Origin of the sequence: Microcella pacifica, assembly GCF_009371975.2 — a bacterium.
GTDB classification, from domain to species: Bacteria; Actinomycetota; Actinomycetes; order Actinomycetales; family Microbacteriaceae; genus Microcella; species Microcella pacifica.
The window spans coordinates 140,008-164,336 of sequence record NZ_VIKT02000002.1 but is presented as its reverse complement, the minus strand read 5'-3'; the positions used below and the strand labels follow the sequence as shown (position 1 = coordinate 164,336).

Sequence of the window (24,329 nt, the reverse complement as noted above, 5' to 3'; positions counted from 1 at the left end):
CCGTAGAATCGCAGCAGGAGGCGCAGGGATGACCGAGACGACGCAGCAGCAGGGTCCTGCGCTGCGCGCGCTCCTGCCCCGCATCTTCTCGCGCTCGCAGCCCGCGGGTGGTCTCGAGAGTCTCACCAAGACGGTGCGGCAGCAGCATCCCAAGGCCGATATCGCCCTCATCGAGCGCGCCTACAAGGTGGCGGAGAGGGCGCACGCGGGCCAGACCCGCAAGAGCGGCGAGCCGTACATCACGCACCCGCTCGCGGTCGCACAGATCCTCGCCGACCTCGGCATCGGGGCGAAGACGATCGCTGCGGCGCTCCTGCACGACACGGTGGAGGACACTTCGTACTCGATCGATCAGCTGCGCGCGGACTTCGGCGACGAGATCGGGATGCTCGTGGACGGCGTCACGAAGCTCGACAAGCTCAAGTACGGCGACAGTGCGCAGGCGGAGACGGTGCGCAAGATGATCGTCGCGATGTCGAAAGACATCCGGGTGCTCATCGTCAAGCTCGCCGACCGCCTGCACAATGCGCGCACGTGGGGCTTCGTGCCGGCCGAGTCGGCGCAGCGCAAAGCGCAGGAGACGCTCGAGATCTATGCGCCTCTCGCGCATCGCTTGGGAATCCAGACGATCAAGTGGGAGCTCGAAGACCTCTCGTTCGCCGTGCTCTACCCGAAGATCTACGTCGAGATCGAGAGTCTCGTCAAGGGGCGCACCCCCGAGCGCGAGGCCTTCGTGCAGCTGGTCATCGACGAGGTCAAGACTGATCTGCGGCAGGCGAAGATCAAGGGTGCGGTCGTGGGGCGGCCCAAGCAGTACTACTCGATCTACCAGAAGATGGTGCATCGCGGCCGCGACTTCGACGACATCTACGACCTCACGGGAGTGCGCATCCTCGTCGGGTCGATCCGCGACTGCTACGCCGTTCTCGGGGCTGTGCACGCGCGCTGGAACCCCATGCCCGGTCGGTTCAAGGACTACATCGCCACGCCGAAGTTCAATCTCTACCAGTCCCTGCACACGACGGTGTTCGGCCCGGGTGGCCGCCCCGTCGAGCTGCAAATACGCACGCACGAGATGCACCAGCGCGCCGAGTTCGGAGTCGCAGCGCACTGGAAGTACAAGGAGCGCATGGCCGGTGCGGGGCGCGGCGAGGCGGGCACCGAACGGTCGGACACCGACATGGCCTGGCTCGCGCACATCTCGGACTGGCAGGCGGAGACGAGCGACCCGACCGAGTTCCTCGACAATCTGCGCTACGAGATCGGGGCGAAGGAGGTCTATGTCTTCACGCCCAAGGGAAAGGTCATTGGTCTTCCCGCCGGTGCGACGCCCGTGGACTTCGCCTACGCCGTGCACACCGAGATCGGTCATCGCACGATGGGTGCCAAGGTGAACGGTCGTCTCGTGCCGCTCGAGACCGTGCTCGCGAGCGGAGACTCGGTCGAGGTGTTCACCTCGAAGAACCCCGATGCGGGCCCCAGTCAGGACTGGCTGAACTTCGTCACGAGCACACGAGCGCGCTCCAAGATCCGCCAGTGGTTCACGAAGGAGCGTCGCGACGAGGCCGTCGAGCAGGGCAAGGACGCCATCGCACGGGCGATGCGCAAGCAGAACCTGCCGCTCCAGCGCCTCATGACGCAGGATTCGGTAGCGCACGTGGCCCACCAGTTGCGCTACGAGACCGTCGAGGCCCTGTACGCGGCTGTCGGCGAGGGCCACGTGTCGACCCAGTCGGTCATCGAGAAGATCCTCGCGACTCTGCACGTGGAGTCAGAGTCGGACGACGAGCCCTTCAGCGTTCCGTCGCGCGTGCGCAGTCCTCTGAAGACGAGCGATTCCGGTGTCCTGGTGCGCGGCGCCCCCGACATTCTCGTCAAGCTCGCCAAGTGCTGCACCCCCGTGCCCGGCGACGCGATCGTCGGCTTCGTCACGCGCGGACAGGGAGTGAGCGTGCACCGCGGCGACTGCACCAACGTCCAGTCGCTGCTCTCGGAGCCGGATCGCATGATCGACGTCGAGTGGGCGCCGACCTCCAAGAGCGTGTTTCTCGTGCAAGTGCAGGTCGAGGCGCTCGACCGGGGGGGCCTGCTCTCCGATGTCACGCGCGTGCTGACGGAGCATCACGTCAACATCCTCTCCGCGAGCGTCAACACCAATCGCGACCGGCTCGCGATCAGTCGCTTCGTCTTCGAGATGGGCGATACGACGCATCTCGACCGCGTGCTCAACGCCGTGCGCCGCATCGACGCGGTGTACGACGTCTACCGCGTCAGCAACGGTTGAGCAGCCTCTGCGCTCGCCTGCCGCAGTCGCACCCGCGCTCGGCGGGTGTGCGCGGCCGTGGGTCGACGCCGCAGCGCCTCGTCGATGCACTCGGCACTCAGCCCTCTCGTCACCGCGGTCTCCTGCAGTGCTGAGGCGAGCAGCCGGGGAAGGTCGTCCCCCTCGTCGTGCCGGGCGAGGTCGACGAGCGTTCGCAGCGGGGTCGTGATCGCGACGCCGTCGAGTCTCGCGATCTCGTCGAGCTCGATCACGACCTCCCGCGCTGCGAGAGTGCGCCGCGCCGTGGAGGGGATCCGGTGACGGCTCGAGACGCAGCAGCACAGCGTCGGGCAGGCCGACTCCGTCCAGCCCCAGACCCACGCGGCGCAGCGCGCGGCGATGATGATGCGGTCGTCACCGAGAGCGGGGGCGAGGGCCATGAGGCGCGTACGCGGGTCGAGAGGCACGTCGAGGGGCAGGTAGCTCGCACCGAGCGGGAGCAGCTCGCCGTCGAGGGCGGCGGCGCGCATTTCGGTGTCGGTCAGGCGGAGCGGAGTGGAGGACGTCATGCCGAGAGTGTCGCGGTTGCGAGCCCTCGAGACGGAGCATCCTCTCGAACGGGGGAGAGTGACGCGCCGAGCCGGCCCTGGGGATAGTGGTCAGGCGTCCACGGCGGCGAGCCAGGCGCGTCGCGCCTCAAGAGCCTCGGTGAGCTCGGCGACCTTCGCCTCGTCCTTCGCTGCGCGAGCGGCGGCGAGATCCGCCTCGAGGCCGGCGATCGCCGACTCGAGCTGCGCCGCGAGGCCCTCCGAGCGCGCCTTCTTCTCCGGGTTCGAGGTGTTCCAGTGGTCGTCCTCGAGCTTGCGCACGGCCGTCTCGATCGCGCGCAGTCTGTCCTCGACCGACTTCATCTGATCGCGGGGTACCTTGCCGATCGCGTCCCACCGCTTCTGGATGTTCGTGAGCGTGTTGCGCGCTGCCACGCGGTCCGTCGCGGTCAGGAGGGGCTTCGCCTCCTCGAGGATCGCGAGCTTCGCCTCGAGGTTGCCGGCGAACTCCTCGTTCTCCCGCGCGTCGACCTCAGCCTTGGCGGCGTAGAGAACGTCCCCGGCGGCCTTGAACGAGTCCCAGAGCGCGTCGTCGACCTTCTTGCCTGCCCGGCCCGCCTGCTTCCACTCGTCGAGGAGCCTCCGATAGGCGGGGATGCCCGCCGTGCCCTGGCTGGCGAGAGCCTCTGCCCGCGCGACGAGGTCCTGCTTGCGCTGTCGCGCATCCTTGTGCTCGGCGTCGAGGGCCGCGAAGAAGGCCCGACGGTGCGTCTCGACCGTCGTGCGTGCCGCGCGGAAGCGCTTCCAGAGTTCGTCGGCCTGCTTCTTCGGCACTCGCGGGCCGGTCTGCTGGTGCTCCTTCCAGCGGGAGAACAGGGCATCCAGCTCGGCCGTCGCCTGCTTCCACTGCACCGACTGCGGGTCCTTCGCTGCAAGAGCCTCCGCCGCGACGACGATCTGGGTGCGCTCCACGAGCGCTGCTTCGAGAGCGGCGGCCGCTTCGGCCTTCTGCTCCTCCGTGAGCTTCTCGACCGCGACGGTGAGGGCGGAGACGCGCGTGCGCAGCGCCTCGAGGTCGCCGACGGCCGCCGCCGACTCGAGGGCCTCGGTGAGGCTCGTCACGGTCTTGGCGACATCCGCTGCCGGAGCTCCGCCTCGTGCGCGCTGCTCGAGCAGCCGCACTTGGCCCTCGAGTTCCGCGTACTTGCGCGTGAAGTAGGCGAGAGCCTCCTCGGGAGAGCCGTCGGGATACTGCCCCACCGCGCGCTCGGTACCCCGGTCGGTGACGAAGACCGTGCCGGTCTCGTCGACGCGGCCCCACTGGGTCACACCGTTGTCAGTCACGTGGATCTCATCCTCTGGTCACTCGGTCGGCGGCGAAGGTCGTCGCACGGCTTTTCAGCATATTCCACGCATGATGCCGCCCGACCGGTGCCGGAGGCGGCGCGGTGCATCGCTACTGGATCGTGATGCTCGTGATGGTCGTCGGCACCGCGGGCGCACCGTCGGCAGCGCCACCCTCAGCGCCCGCGTCGACGATGCCGGTCATGAGCGAGTCGAGCCCGCTCGTGATGCGGCCGAGCACCGTGTACCCGCCGGCGGCGTCGGAGGGGATGGTCGAGCCCTCGTAGACGATGAAGAACTGGCTGCCCATGCTCGAGCCGTCGCCGCCCTGACGGGCCATGGCGAGTGTGCCTTCGGGGTAGACATCGTCCTCCGGCGCGTTCTCGATCGGCCCGAACCGGTAGTCGGGCCCTCCCGAGCCGTCACCCGCGGGGTCGCCGCACTGCAGCACGAAGATGCCCTCCGTCGTGAGGCGGTGGCACGTGAGACCGGCGAAGAACTCCGTCTGCGCGAGGGAGACGAAGGAGGCGACCGCCTGCGGGGCCGCCATGCCGTCGAGCTCGAGGCCGAGCTCGATGTCGTCGTTCAGGGTGAGCGATCCCGTCCAGGTGCGGAACTCGCTGAGCTCGGGGGCGGGCGCCGCGGCGTCGGGCGTTGCGGACGGCGTGGCGGAAGGCTCCGCCGTCGGGGTGATCACCGGTTCGGGCGCGCCCGGTCCGGTGAGGTACACGAGCTGCGCCGTCGTCGCGAGCGCAGCAACCACGACGAGCCCGATGACGGCGATGAGGTTGTCGCGCTTGCGGCGCGCCGTCTTCGTCTCGTGCACGGTCTGGCGCGCCTGGTACTGGCGCAGCCTCTCGCGGGCCTGACGGTCTCTGCTCGAGCTGGCTGCCACTGTGCTCCCTCACCTCGTGGACGCTGTCGGCGCCGGGGGAGGGCGCCGAGGTGAACTCTAGTCGAGGGCGGGCACCGCCTCGGTCGTCGACGGCTCGCTCACGAGGCGGGCCGATAGCATCGCCCCATGGATGAACAGCCCGGGCTCGGCTCGAGCGCCGTTCCCCTGGCCGTGCGCATGAGGCCGACCTCGCTCGACGAGGTCGCGGGCCAGCAGCACCTCCTCACCCCCGGCTCGCCGCTCGTGAGTCTCGCGAGCGACGATCCCGCGCGTTCTCCGAGCGCCGTCTCGGTGATTCTCTGGGGACCGCCGGGCACGGGCAAGACGACCCTCGCGCAGGCGATCGCGCGCAGCTCGGGCCGACGCTTCGTCGAGCTCTCCGCCGTGACCGCGGGCGTGCGCGACGTTCGCGAGGTCATGGAGCGTGCGCTCTCCGATCGCGACCTGTACGGCTCCTCGACGGTTCTGTTCCTCGACGAGATCCACCGCTTCACGAAGGCCCAGCAGGACGCCCTCCTGCCCGGGGTGGAGAACGGCTGGGTCATCCTCATCGCCGCGACGACGGAGAACCCCTCGTTCTCGGTCATCGCGCCCCTGCTGAGCCGCAGCCTGCTGCTCACGCTTGCCGCGCTCAGCGACGACGACCTGGGCGAGCTCGTGGATCGAGCGGTCGCCGATCCCCGCGGCCTCGGCGGCCGGGTCGTGCTCGAGCCCGCCGCGCGGGAGACGCTCGTGCGCCTGGCCTCGGGGGATGCTCGGCGGGCCCTGACTGCGCTGGAGGCGGCCGCGCAGTCGGCGGGAGCGCATGACGGTGCGTCGGAGCAGAGCGAGCGGGACGGGCATCCCGTGATCACGGCGGACATCGTCGCGCAGGCGGTCGATCGAGCGCTGCTGCGCTACGACAAGCAGGGCGACGAGCACTACGACGTCATCAGCGCGTTCATCAAGTCGATCCGCGGCAGTGATCCGGACGCGGCGCTGCACTACCTCGCGCGCATGATCGAAGCGGGGGAAGACCCTCGGTTCATCGCTCGGCGGGTCATCATCTCGGCGGCGGAGGACATCGGCATCGCCGACCCGCAGGCGCTGCCCCTTGCTGTCGCGGCCGCGCAGGCCGTGCAGCTCATCGGCATGCCGGAGGGGCGCATCCCGCTCGCCGAAGCCGTCGTCTACCTCGCGACCGCACCCAAGTCGAACGCCTCCTATCGCGCGCTCGACGAGGCGATCGCCGATGTGCGCGCGGGTGGCATCGGTCGTGTTCCGTCACCCTTGCGCGACGCGCACTATCCGGGTGCGAAGCGGCTCGGCCACGGCAAGGGCTACGTGTACCCCCACGACGAGCCGGTGGGCGTAGCCGAGCAGCAGCACCTGCCGGATCCTCTCGTGGGGCGCGAGTACTACCGGCCGACGGAGCGGGGGCATGAGCGCGAGGTCTCTGCACGGCTTGCCAAGCTGCGCGCGATCGTGCGGGGCAACCAGCGCCCCGAGTGAGCGCCCATCGTGGGCCGCTCTGCTAAGCTTGCTCGGCCCGTCAGATATGGGCACACCCTCCCTCGTAGCCTCCACCGGATCGCCTCGGCGTGCGTTCGGACCGGACGGAGCGGTGTACGCCCGTGAGCCGCTGAAATTCTCGGCCACGCCCATGGAAGGAAACCGTGTCTACCAAGTCACGCACTCGTAGCAAGACCCGCCTCTCGCGCGCACTCGGCATCGCCCTCACTCCGAAGGCCGCCAAGTACCTCGAGAAGCGTCCATACGCTCCCGGTGAGCACGGCCGCACCAAGCGCAAGGCTGACAGCGACTACGCCGTGCGTCTGCGCGAGAAGCAGCGCCTGCGCGCCCAGTACGGCATTCGCGAGGCACAGCTCAAGATCGCGTTCAACGAGGCCCGCCGGTCGGCGGGCCTGACGGGTGAGAACCTCGTCGAGCTGCTGGAGATGCGTCTCGACGCGCTCGTGCTGCGCTCGGGCTTCGCCCGCACCACGGCGCAGGCGCGCCAGATGGTCGTGCACCGCCACATCCTCGTAGACGGCCAGCTCGTCGACCGTCCGTCCTTCCGCGTGAAGCCGGGCCAGCTCATCCACGTCAAGGCTCGCAGCGAGGGCATGGAGCCCTTCCAGGTCGCCGCGGCCGGCGGCCACGTCGACGTGCTCCCCAAGGTTCCCGGCTACCTCGAGGTCGAGCTCGACAGGCTGCAGGCGCGCCTCGTGCGCCGCCCCAAGCGCGCCGAGGTTCCCGTAACGTGCGAAGTGCAGCTCGTCGTCGAGTACTACGCCGCCCGCTAGGGCACCACAGCACTTCCTGAACGGGGGCTCGGCGCATGCCGGGCCCCCGTTCCTCGTCTCCCGGCCCCGCTAGGCTGGACTCTGCCCGCACGCGGGCGAACCCGCGACCGCACTAATGACCCGTACCACTGATCGAGGGAGAACCCCATGAAGAACATCGTCTGGCTCATCGTCGGCGCTGCCGTCGGTTTCGTCGCCGCCCACCAGGTCTCCAAGACCCCGCAGGGCAAGCAGTTCTTCGACGACGTCGATGAGAAGGCCCGCGAGTTCGGCTCGGCCGTCGTCGAGGGCTACAAGCAGCGCGAAGCTGAACTGCGCGCCGCCGTGGCCGAGGCTGAGGACACCATCGCCGACCTCACCAACCGCCTCAAGTAGCACGCCCCACGTCGTCGGGTGGGGCCCGACGGCCCCGCCACCCGAGATTCAGGAACCCCCATGCAGACCGCCGACATCCAGCGCCGGTGGCTCGACTTCTTCGGAAGCCGCGGTCACACCGTCGTGCCCTCCGCCTCGCTCATCGCGGACGACCCGACGGTCATGTTCACGATCGCGGGCATGGTGCCCTTCATTCCGTACCTGACCGGGGTCGTGCCCGCACCGTACGCCCGCGCCACGAGCGTGCAGAAGTGCATCAGGACGAACGACATCGAGGAGGTCGGCAAGACCACCCGTCACGGCACGTTCTTCCAGATGAACGGCAACTTCTCCTTCGGCGACTACTTCAAGGCCGGAGCGATCGAGTACGCCTGGGAGCTGTTGACCCTGCCGGAATCGGAGGGTGGTCTCGGCTTCGCGGAGAAGGACCTCTGGGTCACGGTGTACGAGGAGGATGACGAGGCGCGGCGACTCTGGAAGAGCATCGCGGGTCTGCCTGACGAGCGCATCCAGAACATGGGCAAGGAGGACAACTACTGGTCCACCGGCCAGCCCGGCCCGGCCGGCCCGTGCTCAGAGATCTACTTCGACCGGGGCCCGGCCTACGGCCCCGAGGGCGGCCCCGCCGTGGACGACACCCGGTACATCGAGATCTGGAACCTCGTGTTCATGCAGTACGCGATCGATCAGGTGACCTCGAAGACCGACTTCCGCATTCTCGGCGAGCTGCCGAACAAGAACATCGACACCGGCATGGGCATGGAGCGCGTCGCGTTCCTCAAGCAGGGTGTCGAGAACATGTACGAGATCGACCAGGTGCGGCCCGTGCTCGACGCGGCCGCGGGCCTCTCGGGGCGCCGCTACGGGGCCGATGCGGAGGATGACGTGCGCATGCGCGTCATCGCCGACCACGTGCGCTCCTCGCTCATGCTCATGACCGACGGCGTCGCCCCGGGCAACGAGGGTCGCGGGTACATCCTGCGCCGACTCATGCGCCGCAGCATTCGCGCCATGCGGCTGCTGGGCGTCGACGCGCCGAGCTTCGAGGTGCTCTTCGGCGCCTCGCGCGACGCGATGAGCACGGCGTACCCGGACGTCGCAGAGAATTACGACCGCGTCTCGCGCCTCGCTCTCGGGGAGGAGGAGGCCTTCCTGCGCACGCTCGCCGCGGGTACAAGCATCCTCGACCTCGCCGTCGACCGCACGGCGAAGGCCGGAGGGGGAACGCTCGCTGGCGACACCGCGTTCCAGCTGCACGACACGTTCGGGTTCCCCATCGACCTCACGCTCGAGATGGCGGAGGAGGCCGGGCTCTCGGTCGACCGCGCCGCCTTCGACCGGCTCATGAGCGAGCAGCGCTCACGCGCCAAGGCCGACGCTAAGTCGAAGAAGGCAGTGCTGGCCGACGTCTCCGTCTACGGCGAGTTCCGCGCGCACGGCGAGACGCAGTTCCTCGGCTACGAGCAGCTCGACACCGAGACGACCGTGCTCGGCGTCATCGTCGAGGGGCGCAGCGTGCCCGCCGCCCATGCGGGAGACCTCGCCGAGGTCATCCTCGCCGAGACGACCCTCTACGCGGAATCCGGCGGCCAGGAGTCGGACGCGGGCTCGATCGTGGGGCCTGGCTACGAGCTTGAGGTGCTCGACGTGCAGCGCCCCATCGCGGGACTCGTGAGCCATCGCGTGCACGTGCGCAGCGGCGAGGTGCAGGTGGGGCACGCCGCGACCACGCACGTCGACCCGCAGTGGAGGCGTGCCGCCACGCAAGCGCACTCGGCGACGCACGTGATCCACGCCGCCCTGCGGCAGACCCTCGGCGACGACGCCCACCAGTCCGGCTCGTACAACAAGGCCGGCTACATGCGGCTCGACTTCAGCTGGAACCAGGCGCTGAGCCCCGCGACGCGCAGCGAGCTCGAGGAGATCAGCAACATCGCCGTGCGCGACAACCTTCCCGTCAAGACCCGCGTCATGGGGCTCGACGAGGCCAAGTCGCTCGGAGCGATGGCGCTGTTCGGCGAGAAGTACGGCGACCGCGTTCGCGTTGTCGACATCGGCGGCCCCTGGTCGCGCGAGCTGTGCGCGGGCACGCACGTCGCGAGCTCCGCTGAGATCGGCATGATCAGTCTCGTGAGCGAGTCCTCGGTCGGGTCGAGCAACCGGCGCGTCGAGGCGCTCGTCGGTCTCGACGCCTTCCGCGAGTTCGCGACCGAGCGCGCGATCGTCGCCCAGCTCACGAGCAGTCTCAAGACGCCGAAGGACCAGTTGCCCGAGCGCATCGGCGAGCTCGCGGCTCAGCTCAAGGCGGCCGAGAAGCGCATCGCCCAGATCGAGGCCAGCCGGTTGAGCGAGCGGGTCCCCGCTCTCGTCGCCTCGGCGGCGCCCGTGGGCTCCGTCACCGCGGTCGTCGAGAACCTCGGCTCGGTCGGCTCTGCCGACGACGTGCGCACGCTCGCGACGAGTGTGCGGGCACGACTCGCCGAATCCGCGGCAGTCATCGCCCTCGCGGCCGAGCTCGGCGGCAAGGCGACCGTGATCGTGGCCACGACGCACTCGGCGCGAGAAGCGGGCGTGAAAGCAGGCCAGCTGGCGCGGGTCGCCTCGGGCGTGCTCGGCGGCGGTGGGGGTGGCAAAGACGACCTCGCCCAGGGGGGCGGCTCCGACCCCTCGGCCATCGGTGCGGCGCTTGAGGCCGTCGTGCGCGAGCTGCGCGCCTGAGCATGCGCAGCGGCGTGCGCCTCGGCGTGGACGTGGGGCGGGCGCGCATCGGCGTCGCGCGCAGCGACCTGCACGGCATGCTCGCGACCCCGGTCGAGACACTCGCACGACGGGGCGACTACGGCGCGGGCATCCGGCGCATTGTCGACGAGACGGGCGCGACCGAGGTGATCGTGGGTCTCCCACTGTCATTGAGCGGCGCTGAGACAGCCTCCACCGCGGATTCCCGGGAGGTCGCGCTCGAGCTCGCGCGCACGCTCGACGTCGCCGTGCGCCTCGTGGACGAGCGCCTCACGACCGTCACGGCCGCGCGGTCCCTCCGCGAGGCGGGCCGCACCTCTCGCACCTCGCGCGCCGTCGTCGACCAGGTGGCCGCTGTTATCCTGCTCCAGCACGCCCTCGACCACGAGCGCGCCAGCGGCAACCCGCCCGGCGAACTCGTCGACCCGGACGAAGGACACCCCTCATCGTGAGTGAGAACGACGACAACTGGGACGCGATCTTCCGCCCGGCACAGGAGAGCACAGCGCCCGAGCAGCGCCGCGGCGAGGCTGCCAGCCCTGCCGCGACGGTGGGTGCTCCGCCTCCACTCTCGCGCCGAGCCGCGCGGGATGCTCGCGAGCGTCCCCGCGCTCGACGCGCGCCCAAGGAGCGGGCCTCGGGTGCTCGCCGGCGCCGTTGGCCGTGGGTGCTCGGCATCGTGCTCGTGCTGCTTCTCGGCGGCGCGGCGGGCGGTGCGTGGTACGTCTGGACGAACTACGAGACCCAGGTGCGCGAGGTGCTCGGCTGGGAGCTGCCCAACGACTACGAGGGCACCGGCAACGGCACCGAGGTGCTCGTGACCATCTACAGCGGCGAGATCGGCGCCGATGTCGCCGAGTCCCTCACCGAGCAGGGCGTCACGATGACCTTCGACGCGTTCTACGATCTCCTTCTCGCCGACCCCTCCATCTCCTTCATTCCGGGAACCTACCGACTGCAGGAGGAGATGTCGGCGCAGTCGGCGCTGGATGCCCTGCTCGACCCCGAGAACAAAGTGGAGTTGAGCGCGACCGTGCGCGAGGGCCTGCGTGCCGGCGAGGTCATCGAGGCGCTCTCGGCCGGCACGGGCATCGCGCTCGAGGAGTACGAGGCGGCGATCGCCGACCCCTCGATCTACGGCATCCCGGAGGTCGCGCCCAATATCGAGGGCTACCTGTTCCCCGCCACCTACCGCTTCGAGCCGGGCACGACGGCCGAGGATCACATCCGCACCCTGGTCGACGAGATGTTCGCGCGACTCGACGCGGCGGGTGTCGCGGAGGAGGACCGTCACACCGTGCTCACGAAGGCCTCGCTCATCCAGCGCGAGGCGCGGCTCTCCGACGACTTCTATCGCGTGGCGCGCGTGATCGAGAACCGCTTGGCTGAGGATGCGCTGCTGCAGTTCGACTCGGCGACCCAGTACGGTGCGGGCGAGACCGGGTCGGTGTGGTCGAGTGGCGACGCCCTCGGTGCGGAGAACCCCTACAACACCTACGCCAACCCGGGTCTCCCGATCGGACCCATCGCTGCACCGGGGGATGTCGCCATCGACGCGGCCCTCAACCCGGCGGAGGGCGACTGGTTCTACTTCGTCACGATCAACCTCGCCACGGGGGAGACCAAGTTCTCGGAGACCCTCGCGGAGCACGAGGCGGGCGTCGCAGAGTTGCGCGCCTGGTGCCGGGCGAGCGAGGAGAACGCCGTCTACTGTGAGTGAGCGCTCGCTGGCGGTGCTCGGCCATCCCGTCGCGCACTCCCTGTCGCCGGTCATGCACGCCGCCGCGTACCAGGCGCTCGGCCTTGACTGGGCGTACGGCCGGGCGGACGTCCGTGAGCACGAGCTGGCCGGCTTCCTCGACGGTCTCGATCGCTCCTGGCGCGGCATCTCGGCCACGATGCCGCTCAAGGAGGAGCTCGCGCGCCTCGGGGACGACGGCGACCGCGATGTCGAGCTGACGGGCGCCGCCAACACCCTGCTGCTCGCCGACGACGGTCGACGCATCGTGCGCAACACGGATGTCGTCGGAGTCGAGCGCTCGTTGCGCAGGGCCGGACTGAGCTCAGCCGAGCACGCTGTGCTCGTCGGCGCCGGGGCCACGGCTCGCTCGGTCGTCGTCGCGCTCGACGCGCTCGGCGTGCGCGGCATCACGGTCGCGGTGCGCGACGCCGCTCGTGCTGGCGGCATTCGCACTCTCGCCGAGGAGCTCGGGCTCGAGTTCGATGCGGTCGCGCTCGGCGACCTGGCTGCCGTGGTGGAGGAGACCGACGTCGTCGCGTGGACGTTGCCCAACGGCGTGCCTCTCGATGAGCAGCTGCCTGTCAGCGCGCGAGAGCACGCTGTCGCCCTCGACGTCACCTACCACCCGTGGCCGGGGCCGCTCGCCGCGCAGTGGCTCGCTGTGGGCGGTCGTGTGGCTTCCGGTCGCGACATGCTGCTGCACCAGGCGGTCCGGCAGGTGCGACTCTTCGTCTCCGGCCAGACCGAGGTCCCGCTGGAAGCGGAGGCGACCGTGGAGGCCGCGATGGCCTCCGCGCTCGTGAAAGACTAGGGGCATGCTGCGCTGGTTGACCGCCGGGGAATCCCACGGCCCCGAACTGATCGCCGTCCTCGAAGGGCTGCCCGCGGGCGTGCCCGTTCTGCGGGAGGCGATCCAGGCCGATCTGCAGCGTCGCAAGCTCGGCTACGGTCGTGGCGCGCGCATGAAGTTCGAGCAGGACGAGCTCACGATCTCCGGTGGCGTGCGGCACGGCCTCAGCATGGGCAGCCCCGTGGCGCTGCGTATCGGCAACACCGAGTGGCCCAAGTGGACGACCGTCATGAGCGCCGACCCGGTGGACCCCGCAGAGCTGCAGAGCGGTCGCGGGGCGCCGCTCACGCGCCCTCGCCCCGGCCACGCCGACCTCGTCGGCATGCAGAAGTACGGCTTCGACGAGTCGCGACCGGTGCTCGAGCGGGCGAGCGCCCGCGAGACGGCAGCTCGCGTCGCGCTCGGGGCGATCGCGCGGTCCTTCCTGGCCGAGCTGGGAATCCGGCTCGTCGCGCACACGCTCAGCATCGGCCCCGTGCGGGTTCCCGAGGATGCTCCGCTCCCGCACCCCGACGATGTCGAGCGCCTCGACGCCGACCCGTTGCGCTGCCTGCACGCCGAGACGAGCGCGCGCATGGTCGAGGAGGTCGACGCCGCGCACAAGAGCGGGGACACTCTCGGCGGCGTCGTCGAGGTCGTCGCATACGGGCTGCCGCCCGGTCTGGGTTCCTACGTGCACTGGGATCGGCGGCTCGACGCGCGGCTCGCCGGTGCTCTCATGGGCATCCAGGCCATCAAGGGCGTCGAGGTCGGGGACGGCTTCGAGTCCACTCGTCGACCCGGTTCTGCCGCGCACGACGAGCTCGTGCTCGAGAACGGGGTCATCCACCGTGAGAGCGATCGCGCGGGAGGCACGGAGGGCGGCATGAGCACGGGCGGAGTGCTGCGCGTTCGCGCGGGCATGAAGCCCATCGCGACCGTGCCGCACGCCCTGCGCACGATCGACACGGCCACCGGCGAAGCGGCCCCCGCGCACCATCAGCGCTCGGATGTGTGCGCCGTGCCCGCTGCGGGCGTCGTCGCCGAGGCCATGGTGGCGCTCGTGCTCGCGGAGGCCATGACCGAGAAGTTCGGCGGAGACTCGATCGCCGAGACGCGCCGCAATCTCGAGGGCTACCTCGCGGCGATCCCGGCGACGCTCACGACCGCCGTCGCGGAGGGTCGTGCCTGAGCGGGGCGAGTCAGGGGCGGTCACGACGCAGGGCCTCTCGCCGCTCGCGGTGCTCATCGGGCCGCCGGCCGCCGGCAAGACGCGGCTCGGCAAGCGGGTCGCGCGCATCCTCTCCGTCCCGTTCCTCGACACCGACACGCTCATCGAGGCCGAGCACGGCGCTATTCCCGAGATTTTCGCGGAGCACGGAGAGCCGGTGTTCCGCCGTTGGGAGGCGGAGGCGGTCGACTCAGCACTCGCTCAGCGCGCCGTCGTCGCGCTCGGCGGGGGAGCGGTCATGACGCCCAAGACCGCGGAGGCGTTGCGAGCGCTGCCCGTCGTGCTGCTCACGATCTCCCCTGAGGCGGTGGCGGCGCGCATCGAGAACGCCAAGCGCCCGCTGCTCACGGGAGGGATCGATCGCTGGACGGAGCTCGTCGCGACGCGGATGCCCGTCTACGAGTCGCTCGCGACCGTGCGGTGGGACACCTCGCGCCGGCCGCTCAGTCAGATCGCTGAGGAGATCGCCACCTGGGTGCGCACGCTGCCCGTCCACGAGTCCCCGGGAGGGCCATCATGACCACCGCATCGACCGCGATCCCGGTGACGGGAGAGTCGGCCTACGACGTGATCGTCGGCCGTGGCCTGCTCGCGACGCTGCACGACCGCATTCCGCTTACCGCCGCGAAGGCTCTCATCGTGCACGCCCCCACCCTGGGCGCGGTCGCGGAAAGTTTGCGGGAGGCGCTCGCGGGTCGCGTCGAGGTGCTGCTCGCCGAAGTGCCCGATGCCGAGGCGGCGAAGCGCGTGGAAGTGGCGGCGTTCTGCTGGCAGGTCATGGGCCAGACCGACTTCACGCGCACCGACGTCGTCATCGGGCTCGGCGGCGGCGCGACCACCGACCTCGCGGGCTTCGTCGCGGCAACCTGGCTTCGCGGCGTTCCGCTCATTCAGGTACCCACGACCGTACTGGGCATGGTGGATGCCGCGGTCGGCGGCAAGACCGGCATCAATACGGCGGAGGGCAAGAACCTCGTGGGCGCCTTCTACGCGCCGCGCGTGGTGCTCGCCGACCTCGACCTGCTCGGCACCCTGCCGCAGAACGAGATCCTCGCGGGTTTCGCGGAGGTGGCGAAGTGCGGCTTCATCGCCGACCCGGTCATCCTCGACCTTCTCGAGGCCGACGTGACCGTCGCGACCGACCCGAGCAGCGAAGTCTTCCGGGAGCTCGTGGAGCGGGCGATCGCCGTGAAGGCCCGGGTCGTGAGTGAGGACTTCACCGAGCAGGGCCAGCGCGAGATCCTCAACTACGGCCATACGCTCGGCCACGCGATCGAGCATGCCGAACGCTATCGCTGGCGCCATGGCGCTGCGATCGCGATCGGCATGGTGTACGTCGCGGAGCTCGCGCACCTGGCCGGCTCCCTGAGCGCAGAGGCCGTCGATCGGCATCGCCGCATCCTTGCGTCGCTCACACTGCCGACGGGGTATCCGCTCGGGCGCTGGAAGACGCTTCTGGCGACGATGCAGCGCGACAAGAAGGCGCGAGCGGGCATGCTGCGCTTCATCGTGCTCGACGACATCGCGCGGCCGCGCGTGCTCAACGGCACCGACGAGTCGATGCTCTTCGCCGCGTACCAGGAGGTCGGCGAGTAGCGGCGCGAGCATCCGTCAGAATGTGGACGTGACCAGACTCATCTTCCCCACGACGACATCCGGTATCCCCATGGTTCGGCGCATCCGACCGGGGGAAGCCCAGGTCGCGCTGATCTTCGGCAGCGGTACCTCGCAGTCGGCGGTGCGCAGCGCCGGTGTGCCTCACCTCGTCGAGCACGCGGTGATGCGCGGCGTCGCCGTGCCGGCCCACGAGCACAACGCCGTCACGGAGCGCGATGCGATGACGTTCTACGCTTCCGGCGCGCCGGGTCAGGTGGCGGAGTTCGTGCGGGCCGTGGCCGATTCCGTCTCGCGCATCGCGTCGGATGAGCTCTCCGACCTGCATCGCGACGTCGCGGCGATCGACGCTGAAGTCGGTGCGGCTGTCTTCCCCGTCGCCGGCCCGCTGGCGCGACGCTTCGGGTACCGGGGGCTCGGTATCGCGGAGTTCGGTGCGCCCACGCTCGACAGGGTGACGCCCGAGGAGGTCGTGTCGTGGGTGCGGGAGCACCTGCACATCGGAAATGCATCGCTCGTGGTGATCGGGCCCGACGTGCCGGAGCTCGAGTTCGACGTCCTCGTGCCGAAGGCCCCCGACGGCTGGGCGCGGGCGAAGCCCGCGACCGCCTCTCTGCTGACGACCCGAACGTGGACGTGGTCGGAGTCCGCACCCCTCGCCGTGACGTTCGACATCGTCGGAGACTGGCCCGTGGCGAGCCTCGTCGGCCACTATTGCGAGGAGGCGGTGCTCGCGGACCTGCGCCACGAACGCTCGTTGGTCTACTCGGTGCTGGGCGACTACATCACTCACGGCCGCTATCACCGCTCTCTGGTGCTGTTCACGGATCCTCCGCCGTCCAAGTCCACGCCGGCTGTCTCGGCTCTGGTCGAGTTGATCGATCGGCTGAGCGGCGGGCGAGTGGATCCGTCGCTCCTGGCGCGCACCCGCGAGAGAATGCTCGCCGAGCTGTTCTCCGAGAGCGGGTGGGATGCGCACGCGGGGGCTGCGGGCGTTGCCCTGGCGTGGCGCGAGGAGCGCACGGGCCCGGTCGAGGCGGAGCGTATCGTGGCCGCGATCACAGAGGAGGAGATCGTCGCCGCCCTCCAGCCCGCTGCGGAGGGTCTCCTGGTGACGCTCAACGCGGCGAGCGGCGGCCTTGACGACTCCACGGCCGCGAGCGTGGGGCTGAGTCATCCCGAGATCCCGAACGCACCGTGGCCCCAGCGCTCAGCATGGGACTGGGGCAGGCGCCTGACGTCCGGGCGAACCCTCACGGCGAAGGGTCGCCGGGGGTCGCCCTCGGCGGGCGCGACGCTCACGCTCGACGATGGCCAGCTCCTCCTCTCCGACTCCGACTCGGCGTGGGCGATCGATCTGAGCTCAGTGGCGCTTCTCCTGCACTCGAGCACTGGCTTCGAGATCACACTCGAGGACAGTTGGAGCCTCGACGTGACCTACACGGCGTGGAAGGGCGCCGAGCCTCTCGGCCGTGCTATCCGGGAGCGGGTCCCCGCCGACCGCGTCGTGCACGTCGAAAGTCGACTCGGGCTGCCCGTGTCGCCGTAGGCTCGGGGCATGACGTTCGACCGCGTGCTCGTCCTGAACGGACCCAACCTCAACCGGCTCGGCACACGAGAGCCCGAGATCTATGGCACGGCGTCCCTGGAGGACGTGCGGGCGCAGCTCGCATCGCGCGCCGGCGCTGTCGAGATCGACCTCCGCCAGACCAACGACGAGGCGACTCTCATCGGCTGGCTGCACGAGGCGGTGGATGCTCGAACTCCCGTCATCCTCAACCCCGCGGCCTTCACGCACTACTCCTATGCCCTGCGCGACGCGGTCGCCCTCGTGACCGAGCGGGGCGTTCCCGTCATTGAGGTTCACCTGTCCAATCCGCACGCCCGGGAGGAGTTCCGTCACACGAGCGTCGTGAGCGCTGTCGCGACGGGCGTGATCGCGGGTTTTGGCACGCAGTCGTACCAGCTCGCTCTCGACACGATTCTGCGCTCCTCGTAGCCGCGCACTAGACTCGCTCGGCGGCGCACGCACCCTCGGATGCGCCGCTCGTGACCCACGGAACGGATTGTGACGGCCTCATGGCGACCACCAACGACATCAAGAACGGCAGTGTGCTGAACCTCGACGGTCAGCTCTGGGCCGTCATCGAGTTTCAGCACGTGAAGCCCGGCAAGGGTGGCGCGTTCGTGCGCACCAAGCTCAAGAACGTGACGAGCGGCAAGGTCGTCGACAAGACCTTCAACGCCGGCACGAAGATCGACTTCGCCAACGTCGATCGGCGCGACTACCAGTACCTGTACCAGGACGGCGCAGACTTCGTCTTCATGGACACGACGGACTACGACCAGGTGACGGTGCCCGGCCCCGTCGTGGGAGACGCCGCGCACTTCATGCTCGAGAACCAGCAGGTGACGATCGCCATGCACGACGGCCTGCCGCTCTACCTCGATCTGCCCGCGTCGGTCGTGCTCGAGGTCACCTACACCGAGCCGGGCCTGCAGGGCGACCGCTCGACGGGCGGAACGAAGCCCGCCACGCTCGAGACCGGCTACGAGATTCAGGTGCCGCTCTTCCTCGAGACCGGCACGAAGGTGAAGGTCGACACCCGCTCGGGCGACTACCTCGGCCGCGTGAACGAGTAGAGGCATGGGAGCACGCACCAAGGCGCGCAAGCGCGCCCTGGACATGCTGTACGTCGCCGATGTGCGCCAGGTTCCGCTGCAGGAGGTTCTGGACGAGGAGGCGCGGCGCGCCGTCGCGCAGCCGCAGCGAGCCTCGAGCTGGCCATACGCCGAGCAGATCGTCCGCGGCGTAGTCGAGCACCAGCGCGAGCTCGACGCCGAGCTCGAGGGGCGGGCCGTCGGCTGGACCCTCGCCCGCATGCCCGTTGTCGACCGTGCGATCCTGCGCCTGGCCGCATGGGAGCTGCAGCACAATCCCGAGGTGCCCACGGCCGTCGTCATCGCGGAGGCGCTGGAATTCGCCACCGTGCTCTCGACGGAGGAGTCGGCATCGTTCGTGAACGGAGTACTCGGGGCGGTGGCAGAGGCCGTCCGGGCGTGAGCGAGGGACTGCTCATCCTCGACTTCGACGGCACTCTGTGCCTGGGGGATGCGCCCGTGATCGCCTACGCAACGGAGGTCGCTCGTTCCCTCGGGCACCCTGAGCGGAGCATCCAGGAACCTCTCGAGGCGTTCCTCGGCGGGGTGTCGGACGGCCCCTTCGCGGGGAGCGCGGACGGCTACGGCGCGGTGGCGCAGTGGGCGCGTGAGCACGGCCTCGGGGAGCAGGAGTTGAGCGAGGCCTATCTGCGGTCGCGTGCGACCCTCGATTTCGGGGAGCTTGAGGTGAGCATCCCGCCCGGCATCACCGACTTCCTGGGCGGTTTTCGCGACTGGGATCGCGTGCTCGTGACGAACGCGCCCCGCGAAGGCACAGAACGGCTCGTGCGCGCGCTCGGCCTCGCACCGCACCTCGACCGCGTCATCGGGGACGCCGGCAAGCCCGCGGGACTGCGTGCCCTCACCGCGGAAGGCGCCGAGCTCGATACAGCGCGCTGGCAGCGCCTTCTCTCGGTCGGTGATATCTGGCGCAACGACCTCGAGCCTGTCGCAGACCGCGCCGCGACGGCGCTCATCGAGCGCCACCCCCAGCCTCGAGCTCGACCGACCTTCCGCGCCGCGGTCATCGAGACGCTGTACGGCGATCTTGCTCATTGGCGCACCGCATCGCCGACCACCGCGTGAACAGCACGTAAATTCCCGCGCCGCGATGCGGCAGCACTAGGTCGGGGCGCCGTCGGCGGAATACGGTCTAGGTGTGGTCGCTCCCACGCGGGGGTGGCCGCGCACTGCATACACATACCTAGAGGAGTCCATTGTGAAGACCATGACCCGTCGCTGGGGTGCGATCGCCGCCGCCTCGGCCCTCGCGCTCGGCCTCGCTGCCTGCGCCCCCACCGCAGAGGAGCCGACCGATGACGGCGCCGCGACCGAGTGGCCCGAGGAGATCGTGCTCGGACTCGTCCCCTCGCAGGAGGTCGACCAGCTCGTGCTCGATGCCGAGGTGCTCGGCGACCTGCTGAGCGAGGAGCTCGGCATCACCGTGCGCGCCGAGGTCACCGACAGCTACAACGCGCTCGTCGTCGCCATGCAGTCGGGCCAGGCCGCGATCGGCATGTTCGGCCCCATCGCGCTCGTCCAGGCTGCCGACCAGGCTGGCGCTGAGCCGATTCTGCAGTCGGTGCGCTTCGGCTCGAGCACCTACGTCACGCAGTGGTTCACCAACGACCCCGACCGCTTCTGCGAGACCGAGGTCGTGCTCGACGAGGACGGCTTCGCGTTCTGCAACGGCGTGCTCGACGCCGAGAGCGGCCCCGTGGGCGAGAGCGCCCTCGCGCTCATCGAGCAGGACGAGGCCATCTCGTTCGTCGACGAGGGCTCGGCCTCGGGCTACTACTACCCGGCCACGCAGCTCGAAGAGGCCGGTCTCGACCCCTTCGCCCTGAGCGGCTCGTTCTTCGCCGGTGGGCACCCGAACTCGGTGCTCTCCGTCGCCCGAGGTGACGCGACCGTCGGCGTGAGCTTCAACGACGCCCGCGGCAACGTGGTCGAGGAACTGCCCACGGTCGGTGAGGACGTCGTCGTGTTCGCCTGGTCGACCGCGATCCCGAACGACGGCGTCGCCGTCGCGGGTGACCTCCCGCAGGACCTGAAGGACGCCATCACGGAGGCGTTCCTCGCGATCGCGGACAGCGAGGAGGGCCTCGCCGCACTCGACGCGGTCTACAGCATCGAGGGTCTCGTGCCCGCCGACCTCGACGCCCTCGACGCCGCGCGTCAGGTCGAGGCCAACTTCGGCGAGTAGTACCGTCGAGGGGGTCGGGGCTGCGCCTCGGCCCCCTCGTGCCTCCGCTTGCGCCTCACCAGCTTCGACGAAAGCAGTTCCGTGATCTCGTTCCGTGACGTCACCGTCACCTATCCGACCGGCACCGTCGGTCTCGACAGTGTGACGCTCGACATCGAGCCAGGAGAGTTCGTCGTCGTCGTTGGCCTCTCCGGCGCCGGCAAGTCGACCCTCGTGCGCTCCATCAACGGGCTCGTGCCCGTGACCAGCGGCGAGCTGCTCGTCGACGACGTGCACGTCGACGGGGCGAAGCCCGCGCAGCTGCGACGGCTCCGCTCGCGCATCGGCATGATCTTCCAGTCGTTCAACCTGGTCGGGCGCATCTCCGTGCTGCAGAACGTGCTCGTGGGTCGCCTGCACGCCACGCCCCTCCTGCTCTCGCTCTTCGGGTTCTTCCGGCCCGCCGACAAGGAGAAGGCCTTCGAAGCGCTCGAGCGCGTCGGCATCGTCGAGAAGGCGTACGTGCGGGCATCCCAGCTCTCCGGGGGCCAGCAGCAGCGCGTCGCCATCGCCCGCGTTCTCGCGCAGGACCCGACGGTGATCCTCGCCGACGAGCCCGTCGCCTCCCTCGATCCGCCGACGGCGCACATGGTCATGCGCGACCTCGAGCGCATCAACGACGAGCTCGGCATCACGACGATCGTCAACCTGCACTTCCTCGACCTCGCCCGGCGCTACGCCGACCGCATCATCGGCATGCGCGAGGGTACGGTGGTCTTCGACGGCCCGCCCGCCGAGGCTGACGATGCGGTGTTCGAGCAGATCTACGGCAGGTCGCTCACCGCCGACGATGTCCTCTCGGAGGAGGAGCAGGCAGAAGAGGACGCCCTGCAGGCTCAGGCCGCGGCAGAACTCGATGCCGAGGAGTCACGCAAGGCGACTCCCGCGTGACGACCGCCACGCCTTCTCGTACGTCGACCGCGCGCCCGCCCCGGCCACGACCGCGTCTCGGCACGTACATCGGTCTCGCGGCGGTCGTGGCCATCACGATCTGGGCGGGCATCGGGATCGAGTTCGATCTGCGGCCATTGTGGACCGACCTGGGCCGCGGCTGGTTCATCATCCAGGAGTTCCTCGCCCCCAATTGGTCGTATATCGGCCGCACGATCGGCCCGTTCATCGAGACCCTCTCGATCGCGGTGATCGCGACGCTCGTCGGGTGCGCCGTCGGCCTCGGAATGTCTCTGCTCGCCTCGCGCGTGACGACGGCGAACCCCGTGCTCTACCGCGCCGCGAAGCTCTTCCTATCCGTCGTGCGCTCGCTGCCCGATGTCGGCTACGGGCTGCTGTTCTTCGCGCTCGTGGGCGCAGGCTCGCTTGCCGGCATCCTCGCGCTCATCATGTTCAACATCGGCATCATCGCGAAGCTCACCTCTGAGACGATCGATGCCGTCGACCGCGGGCCCCTCGAAGCCGCCGACGCGACCGGTGCCTCTGCGCTGCAGCGGGCCCGGTTCGCCGTCGTGCCGATGATTCTGCCCAACTACCTGTCGTACTGCTTGTACGTCTTCGAGCTCAACATCCGCGCCTCTGTTGTCATCGGCATCGTGGGCGGCGGGGGAATCGGCTCGTCGATCAGCGTGGAGTTCGCACGGTTCAACTACTCCAACGTCTCCGCGATCGTCGTGTTGCTCATCGTCGTCGTGTTCGCCATCGACCTCCTCTCGCAATCGCTCCGACGGAGGCTCACATGAGCGCCCCGATCAGTCCCGCCGCCCGCGCCCGGCGCGGCGCGCCGCCCCGCCCCAGCGCCCCGAGCCGCCTGCGCTACACCCTCACCCAGCTCGGAGTGCTCGCGCTCGTCATCGTGTGCCTCGTCCTCGTGGACGCAAACTGGGCCCGGCTGCTCGAGGCTCCCGCTCTCTCGCTCAACTACGGCGGGCTCGTGGTGCAGGGTGTCGTGCAGAACCCGTTCAGTGAGCCATACAGCCAGTACTGGACCGACGCGATCCTGCTCATGTTCGAGTCGTTGCAGATCGCGTGGATCGGCACGGTCATCGGGGCGATCTTCTCGTTCCCGATCGGGTTCCTCGCCGCCTCGAACGTCTCGCCCCGCGGGGTCGTCATCGTCACCCGCCAGATCCTCAACATCATCCGTGCGGTGCCGGAGCTCGTCTTCGCGATCGCCATCATGCTGCCGATCTTCGGTCTCGGCCCCCTCGCGGGAGCCCTGGCAATCGGTGTCGGCTCGATCGGTACGCTCGGCAAGCTCACGAGCGAGGCGATCGAGGCCGTGCCGACGGGGCCGGGGGAGGCGACGAGGTCGACGGGCGCCGGTACATTGCAGACACTGCGCTGGGCCGTCACACCGCAGATCCTGCCCGAGGTCATCGCCTTCTGGCTCTACCGCTTCGAGATCAACATCCGCGCGAGCGCGATCCTCGGCATCCTCGGCGCGGGGGGAGTGGGCTCCTTGCTCGCTCAGGTCTTCGAGCGGCGCGATTGGGAGCGCATCGGCATCACGCTCACCGTCATCATCGTCGTGACCGTGATCGTCGACCAGATCTCCGGAGCAGTGCGGCACCGTGTGATCTCGGGAGTGCCCGTCGCGGGCGCGAAGGCGCTCGTCTAGGGGTACCGAGACTCGCGCCGACGCTGTGTGACGTTCTGTTGCACTCCGTGTCGGACTGTGTCGTCGCCGTTTGGGGTGGGGCGCGAGCACCTCGTACGGTTGCGGCATGTCACTCAGTCAGCGCACGACCACGCTCGAGAGCCCGGCTCTGCCGGTCTCGTTGCGCGGTGTCGGACGCAGCTTTGGCTCGGGGCGCAAGGAGCTCCCGACGACGGTACTGCGAGATGTCGATCTCGACGTCACCGCGGGTGAGATCGTGGCGCTCATTGGCCCCTCGGGGTGCGGCAAGTCGACTCTGCTTCGCCAGATCAGCGGGCTCGACACACCGACTGCTGGCTCGATCACCATCGACGATCGCTCGATTGCCCCTGCCGATCAGCGCTGCGCCATGGCGTTCCAGGAGCCCCGGCTCCTGCCGTGGCGCACGGCAGCGCGAAACGTGCAGCTCGGTCTGGCACGCGGCCTCGACCGCGCGCGCGGCGCGGAGCGGGTCGCTGAACTGCTCGAGCTCGTTCACCTCTCACACGCGCGAGACCAGCGCCCCCGAGAGATCTCGGGTGGCATGGCTCAGCGCGTGTCGCTCGCTCGAGCCCTTGCACGTGGCCCGGGCGTGCTGTTGCTCGACGAGCCCTTCGGCGCCCTCGACGCGCTCACGCGCCTCTCCATGCAGGATCTCCTTGTCGACATCCACGCCGCCGAGCCGACAACCATCGTTTTCGTGACCCATGACGTCGATGAGGCGCTCATCCTTGCGGACCGCGTGGTCCTCCTCGGCTCGGAGCCGGATCTGCCTGGAGCCACCATCCGTCGCGTTATCAGCGTCCCCGGCAGCAGGCCGCGTGACCGCGCGGACGCGGAACTCGGTGAGCTGCGGGCCGAGCTGCTCGACGGGCTCGGCGTTCCCAGCCACCATTCGCACCACTAGAACTACCCCGTTCTCGCCAGCCGCTCCACCCCTCACAACCGCTTCACCCACCTTCGAAAGGC

24 protein-coding genes are annotated in these 24,329 nt (G+C 69.5%); 21 read left to right on the top strand and 3 right to left on the bottom strand.

What is annotated here, in order from left to right; genetic code table 11:
• Nucleotides 1-28 precede the first annotated feature (28 nt).
• Nucleotides 29-2,284, top strand: a complete 2,256-nt coding sequence (locus tag FK219_RS01865) for a RelA/SpoT family protein (RefSeq protein WP_152582901.1) — start codon at nt 29-31, stop codon at nt 2,282-2,284.
• On the opposite strand, the gene FK219_RS01860 is transcribed toward FK219_RS01865, so the two are convergent.
• The 3 genes from FK219_RS01860 to FK219_RS01850 form a co-directional block, all read right to left on the bottom strand.
• Nucleotides 2,263-2,832: a type IV toxin-antitoxin system AbiEi family antitoxin gene (locus tag FK219_RS01860; protein WP_152582900.1), complete on the bottom strand. Its 570-nt coding sequence runs from the start codon at nt 2,830-2,832 to the stop codon at nt 2,263-2,265. The genes FK219_RS01865 and FK219_RS01860 overlap by 22 nt on opposite strands.
• 90 nt (nt 2,833-2,922) lie before the next feature.
• Nucleotides 2,923-4,155: a DUF349 domain-containing protein gene (locus tag FK219_RS01855; protein ID WP_152582899.1), complete on the bottom strand. Its 1,233-nt coding sequence runs from the start codon at nt 4,153-4,155 to the stop codon at nt 2,923-2,925.
• A gap of 112 nt (nt 4,156-4,267) precedes the next feature.
• Complete coding sequence (locus tag FK219_RS01850; protein ID WP_152582898.1) at nt 4,268-5,050, bottom strand: peptidylprolyl isomerase; 783 nt, start codon at nt 5,048-5,050, stop codon at nt 4,268-4,270.
• Between the two features lie 126 nt (nt 5,051-5,176).
• Between FK219_RS01850 and FK219_RS01845 the strand changes: the two genes are divergently transcribed.
• From FK219_RS01845 to FK219_RS01750, 20 genes are all read left to right on the top strand, one after another.
• Entirely contained in the window at nt 5,177-6,541 is a 1,365-nt protein-coding gene (locus tag FK219_RS01845) for a replication-associated recombination protein A (protein ID WP_152582897.1), read from the top strand.
• 164 nt (nt 6,542-6,705) lie between these two features.
• On the top strand, nt 6,706-7,335 hold the full coding sequence (gene rpsD, locus FK219_RS01840; RefSeq protein ID WP_152582896.1) for a 30S ribosomal protein S4: 630 nt from the start codon (nt 6,706-6,708) through the stop codon (nt 7,333-7,335).
• 147 nt (nt 7,336-7,482) lie between these two features.
• Entirely contained in the window at nt 7,483-7,710 is a 228-nt protein-coding gene (locus tag FK219_RS01835; RefSeq protein ID WP_152582895.1) for a hypothetical protein, read from the top strand.
• Between the two features lie 60 nt (nt 7,711-7,770).
• On the top strand, nt 7,771-10,428 hold the full coding sequence (gene alaS / locus FK219_RS01830; protein ID WP_152582894.1) for an alanine--tRNA ligase: 2,658 nt from the start codon (nt 7,771-7,773) through the stop codon (nt 10,426-10,428).
• 2 nt (nt 10,429-10,430) lie between these two features.
• Nucleotides 10,431-10,901, top strand: coding sequence for a Holliday junction resolvase RuvX (gene ruvX / locus FK219_RS01825; RefSeq protein ID WP_152582893.1), 471 nt, complete (start codon nt 10,431-10,433; stop codon nt 10,899-10,901).
• On the top strand, nt 10,898-12,169 hold the full coding sequence (gene mltG, locus FK219_RS01820) for an endolytic transglycosylase MltG (protein WP_328821565.1): 1,272 nt from the start codon (nt 10,898-10,900) through the stop codon (nt 12,167-12,169). The genes ruvX and mltG overlap by 4 nt, the downstream gene beginning before the upstream one ends.
• Entirely contained in the window at nt 12,162-13,001 is an 840-nt protein-coding gene (locus FK219_RS01815; protein ID WP_152582892.1) for a shikimate dehydrogenase, read from the top strand. Before mltG ends, FK219_RS01815 begins: the two co-directional genes overlap by 8 nt.
• 4 nt (nt 13,002-13,005) lie before the next feature.
• Complete coding sequence (aroC, locus tag FK219_RS01810) at nt 13,006-14,211, top strand: chorismate synthase (RefSeq protein ID WP_152582891.1); 1,206 nt, start codon at nt 13,006-13,008, stop codon at nt 14,209-14,211.
• Nucleotides 14,204-14,770 carry a shikimate kinase gene (locus FK219_RS01805; protein ID WP_328821564.1) on the top strand — a complete coding sequence of 189 codons (567 nt, stop codon included), beginning with the start codon at nt 14,204-14,206 and terminating at the stop codon, nt 14,768-14,770. The genes aroC and FK219_RS01805 overlap by 8 nt, the downstream gene beginning before the upstream one ends.
• The gene (gene aroB, locus FK219_RS01800; protein WP_152582890.1) at nt 14,767-15,846 is read left to right on the top strand and encodes a 3-dehydroquinate synthase; all 1,080 of its coding nucleotides are present in this window, start codon (nt 14,767-14,769) and stop codon (nt 15,844-15,846) included. The genes FK219_RS01805 and aroB overlap by 4 nt, the downstream gene beginning before the upstream one ends.
• 28 nt (nt 15,847-15,874) lie before the next feature.
• Nucleotides 15,875-17,413, top strand: coding sequence for a peptidase M16 family protein (locus FK219_RS01795; RefSeq protein ID WP_152582889.1), 1,539 nt, complete (start codon nt 15,875-15,877; stop codon nt 17,411-17,413).
• A 9-nt stretch (nt 17,414-17,422) separates the two neighbouring features.
• Nucleotides 17,423-17,863, top strand: coding sequence for a type II 3-dehydroquinate dehydratase (aroQ, locus tag FK219_RS01790; protein WP_152582888.1), 441 nt, complete (start codon nt 17,423-17,425; stop codon nt 17,861-17,863).
• Nucleotides 17,864-17,943: 80 nt separating this feature from the next.
• Complete coding sequence (gene efp / locus FK219_RS01785; RefSeq protein ID WP_152582954.1) at nt 17,944-18,507, top strand: elongation factor P; 564 nt, start codon at nt 17,944-17,946, stop codon at nt 18,505-18,507.
• A 4-nt stretch (nt 18,508-18,511) separates the two neighbouring features.
• Nucleotides 18,512-18,928: a transcription antitermination factor NusB gene (nusB, locus tag FK219_RS01780; protein ID WP_152582887.1), complete on the top strand. Its 417-nt coding sequence runs from the start codon at nt 18,512-18,514 to the stop codon at nt 18,926-18,928.
• Entirely contained in the window at nt 18,925-19,611 is a 687-nt protein-coding gene (locus tag FK219_RS01775; RefSeq protein ID WP_152582886.1) for an HAD family hydrolase, read from the top strand. Before nusB ends, FK219_RS01775 begins: the two co-directional genes overlap by 4 nt.
• A 142-nt stretch (nt 19,612-19,753) precedes the next feature.
• On the top strand, nt 19,754-20,731 hold the full coding sequence (gene phnD / locus FK219_RS01770) for a phosphate/phosphite/phosphonate ABC transporter substrate-binding protein (protein ID WP_152582953.1): 978 nt from the start codon (nt 19,754-19,756) through the stop codon (nt 20,729-20,731).
• Between the two features lie 81 nt (nt 20,732-20,812).
• Nucleotides 20,813-21,661, top strand: coding sequence for a phosphonate ABC transporter ATP-binding protein (gene phnC, locus FK219_RS01765; RefSeq protein WP_152582885.1), 849 nt, complete (start codon nt 20,813-20,815; stop codon nt 21,659-21,661).
• Nucleotides 21,658-22,464, top strand: coding sequence for a phosphonate ABC transporter, permease protein PhnE (gene phnE / locus FK219_RS01760; protein WP_152582884.1), 807 nt, complete (start codon nt 21,658-21,660; stop codon nt 22,462-22,464). Before phnC ends, phnE (FK219_RS01760) begins: the two co-directional genes overlap by 4 nt.
• Entirely contained in the window at nt 22,461-23,342 is an 882-nt protein-coding gene (gene phnE, locus FK219_RS01755) for a phosphonate ABC transporter, permease protein PhnE (RefSeq protein ID WP_152582883.1), read from the top strand. Before phnE (FK219_RS01760) ends, phnE (FK219_RS01755) begins: the two co-directional genes overlap by 4 nt.
• A gap of 106 nt (nt 23,343-23,448) precedes the next feature.
• The gene (locus FK219_RS01750) at nt 23,449-24,267 is read left to right on the top strand and encodes an ABC transporter ATP-binding protein (protein WP_152582882.1); all 819 of its coding nucleotides are present in this window, start codon (nt 23,449-23,451) and stop codon (nt 24,265-24,267) included.
• Nucleotides 24,268-24,329 lie beyond the last annotated feature (62 nt).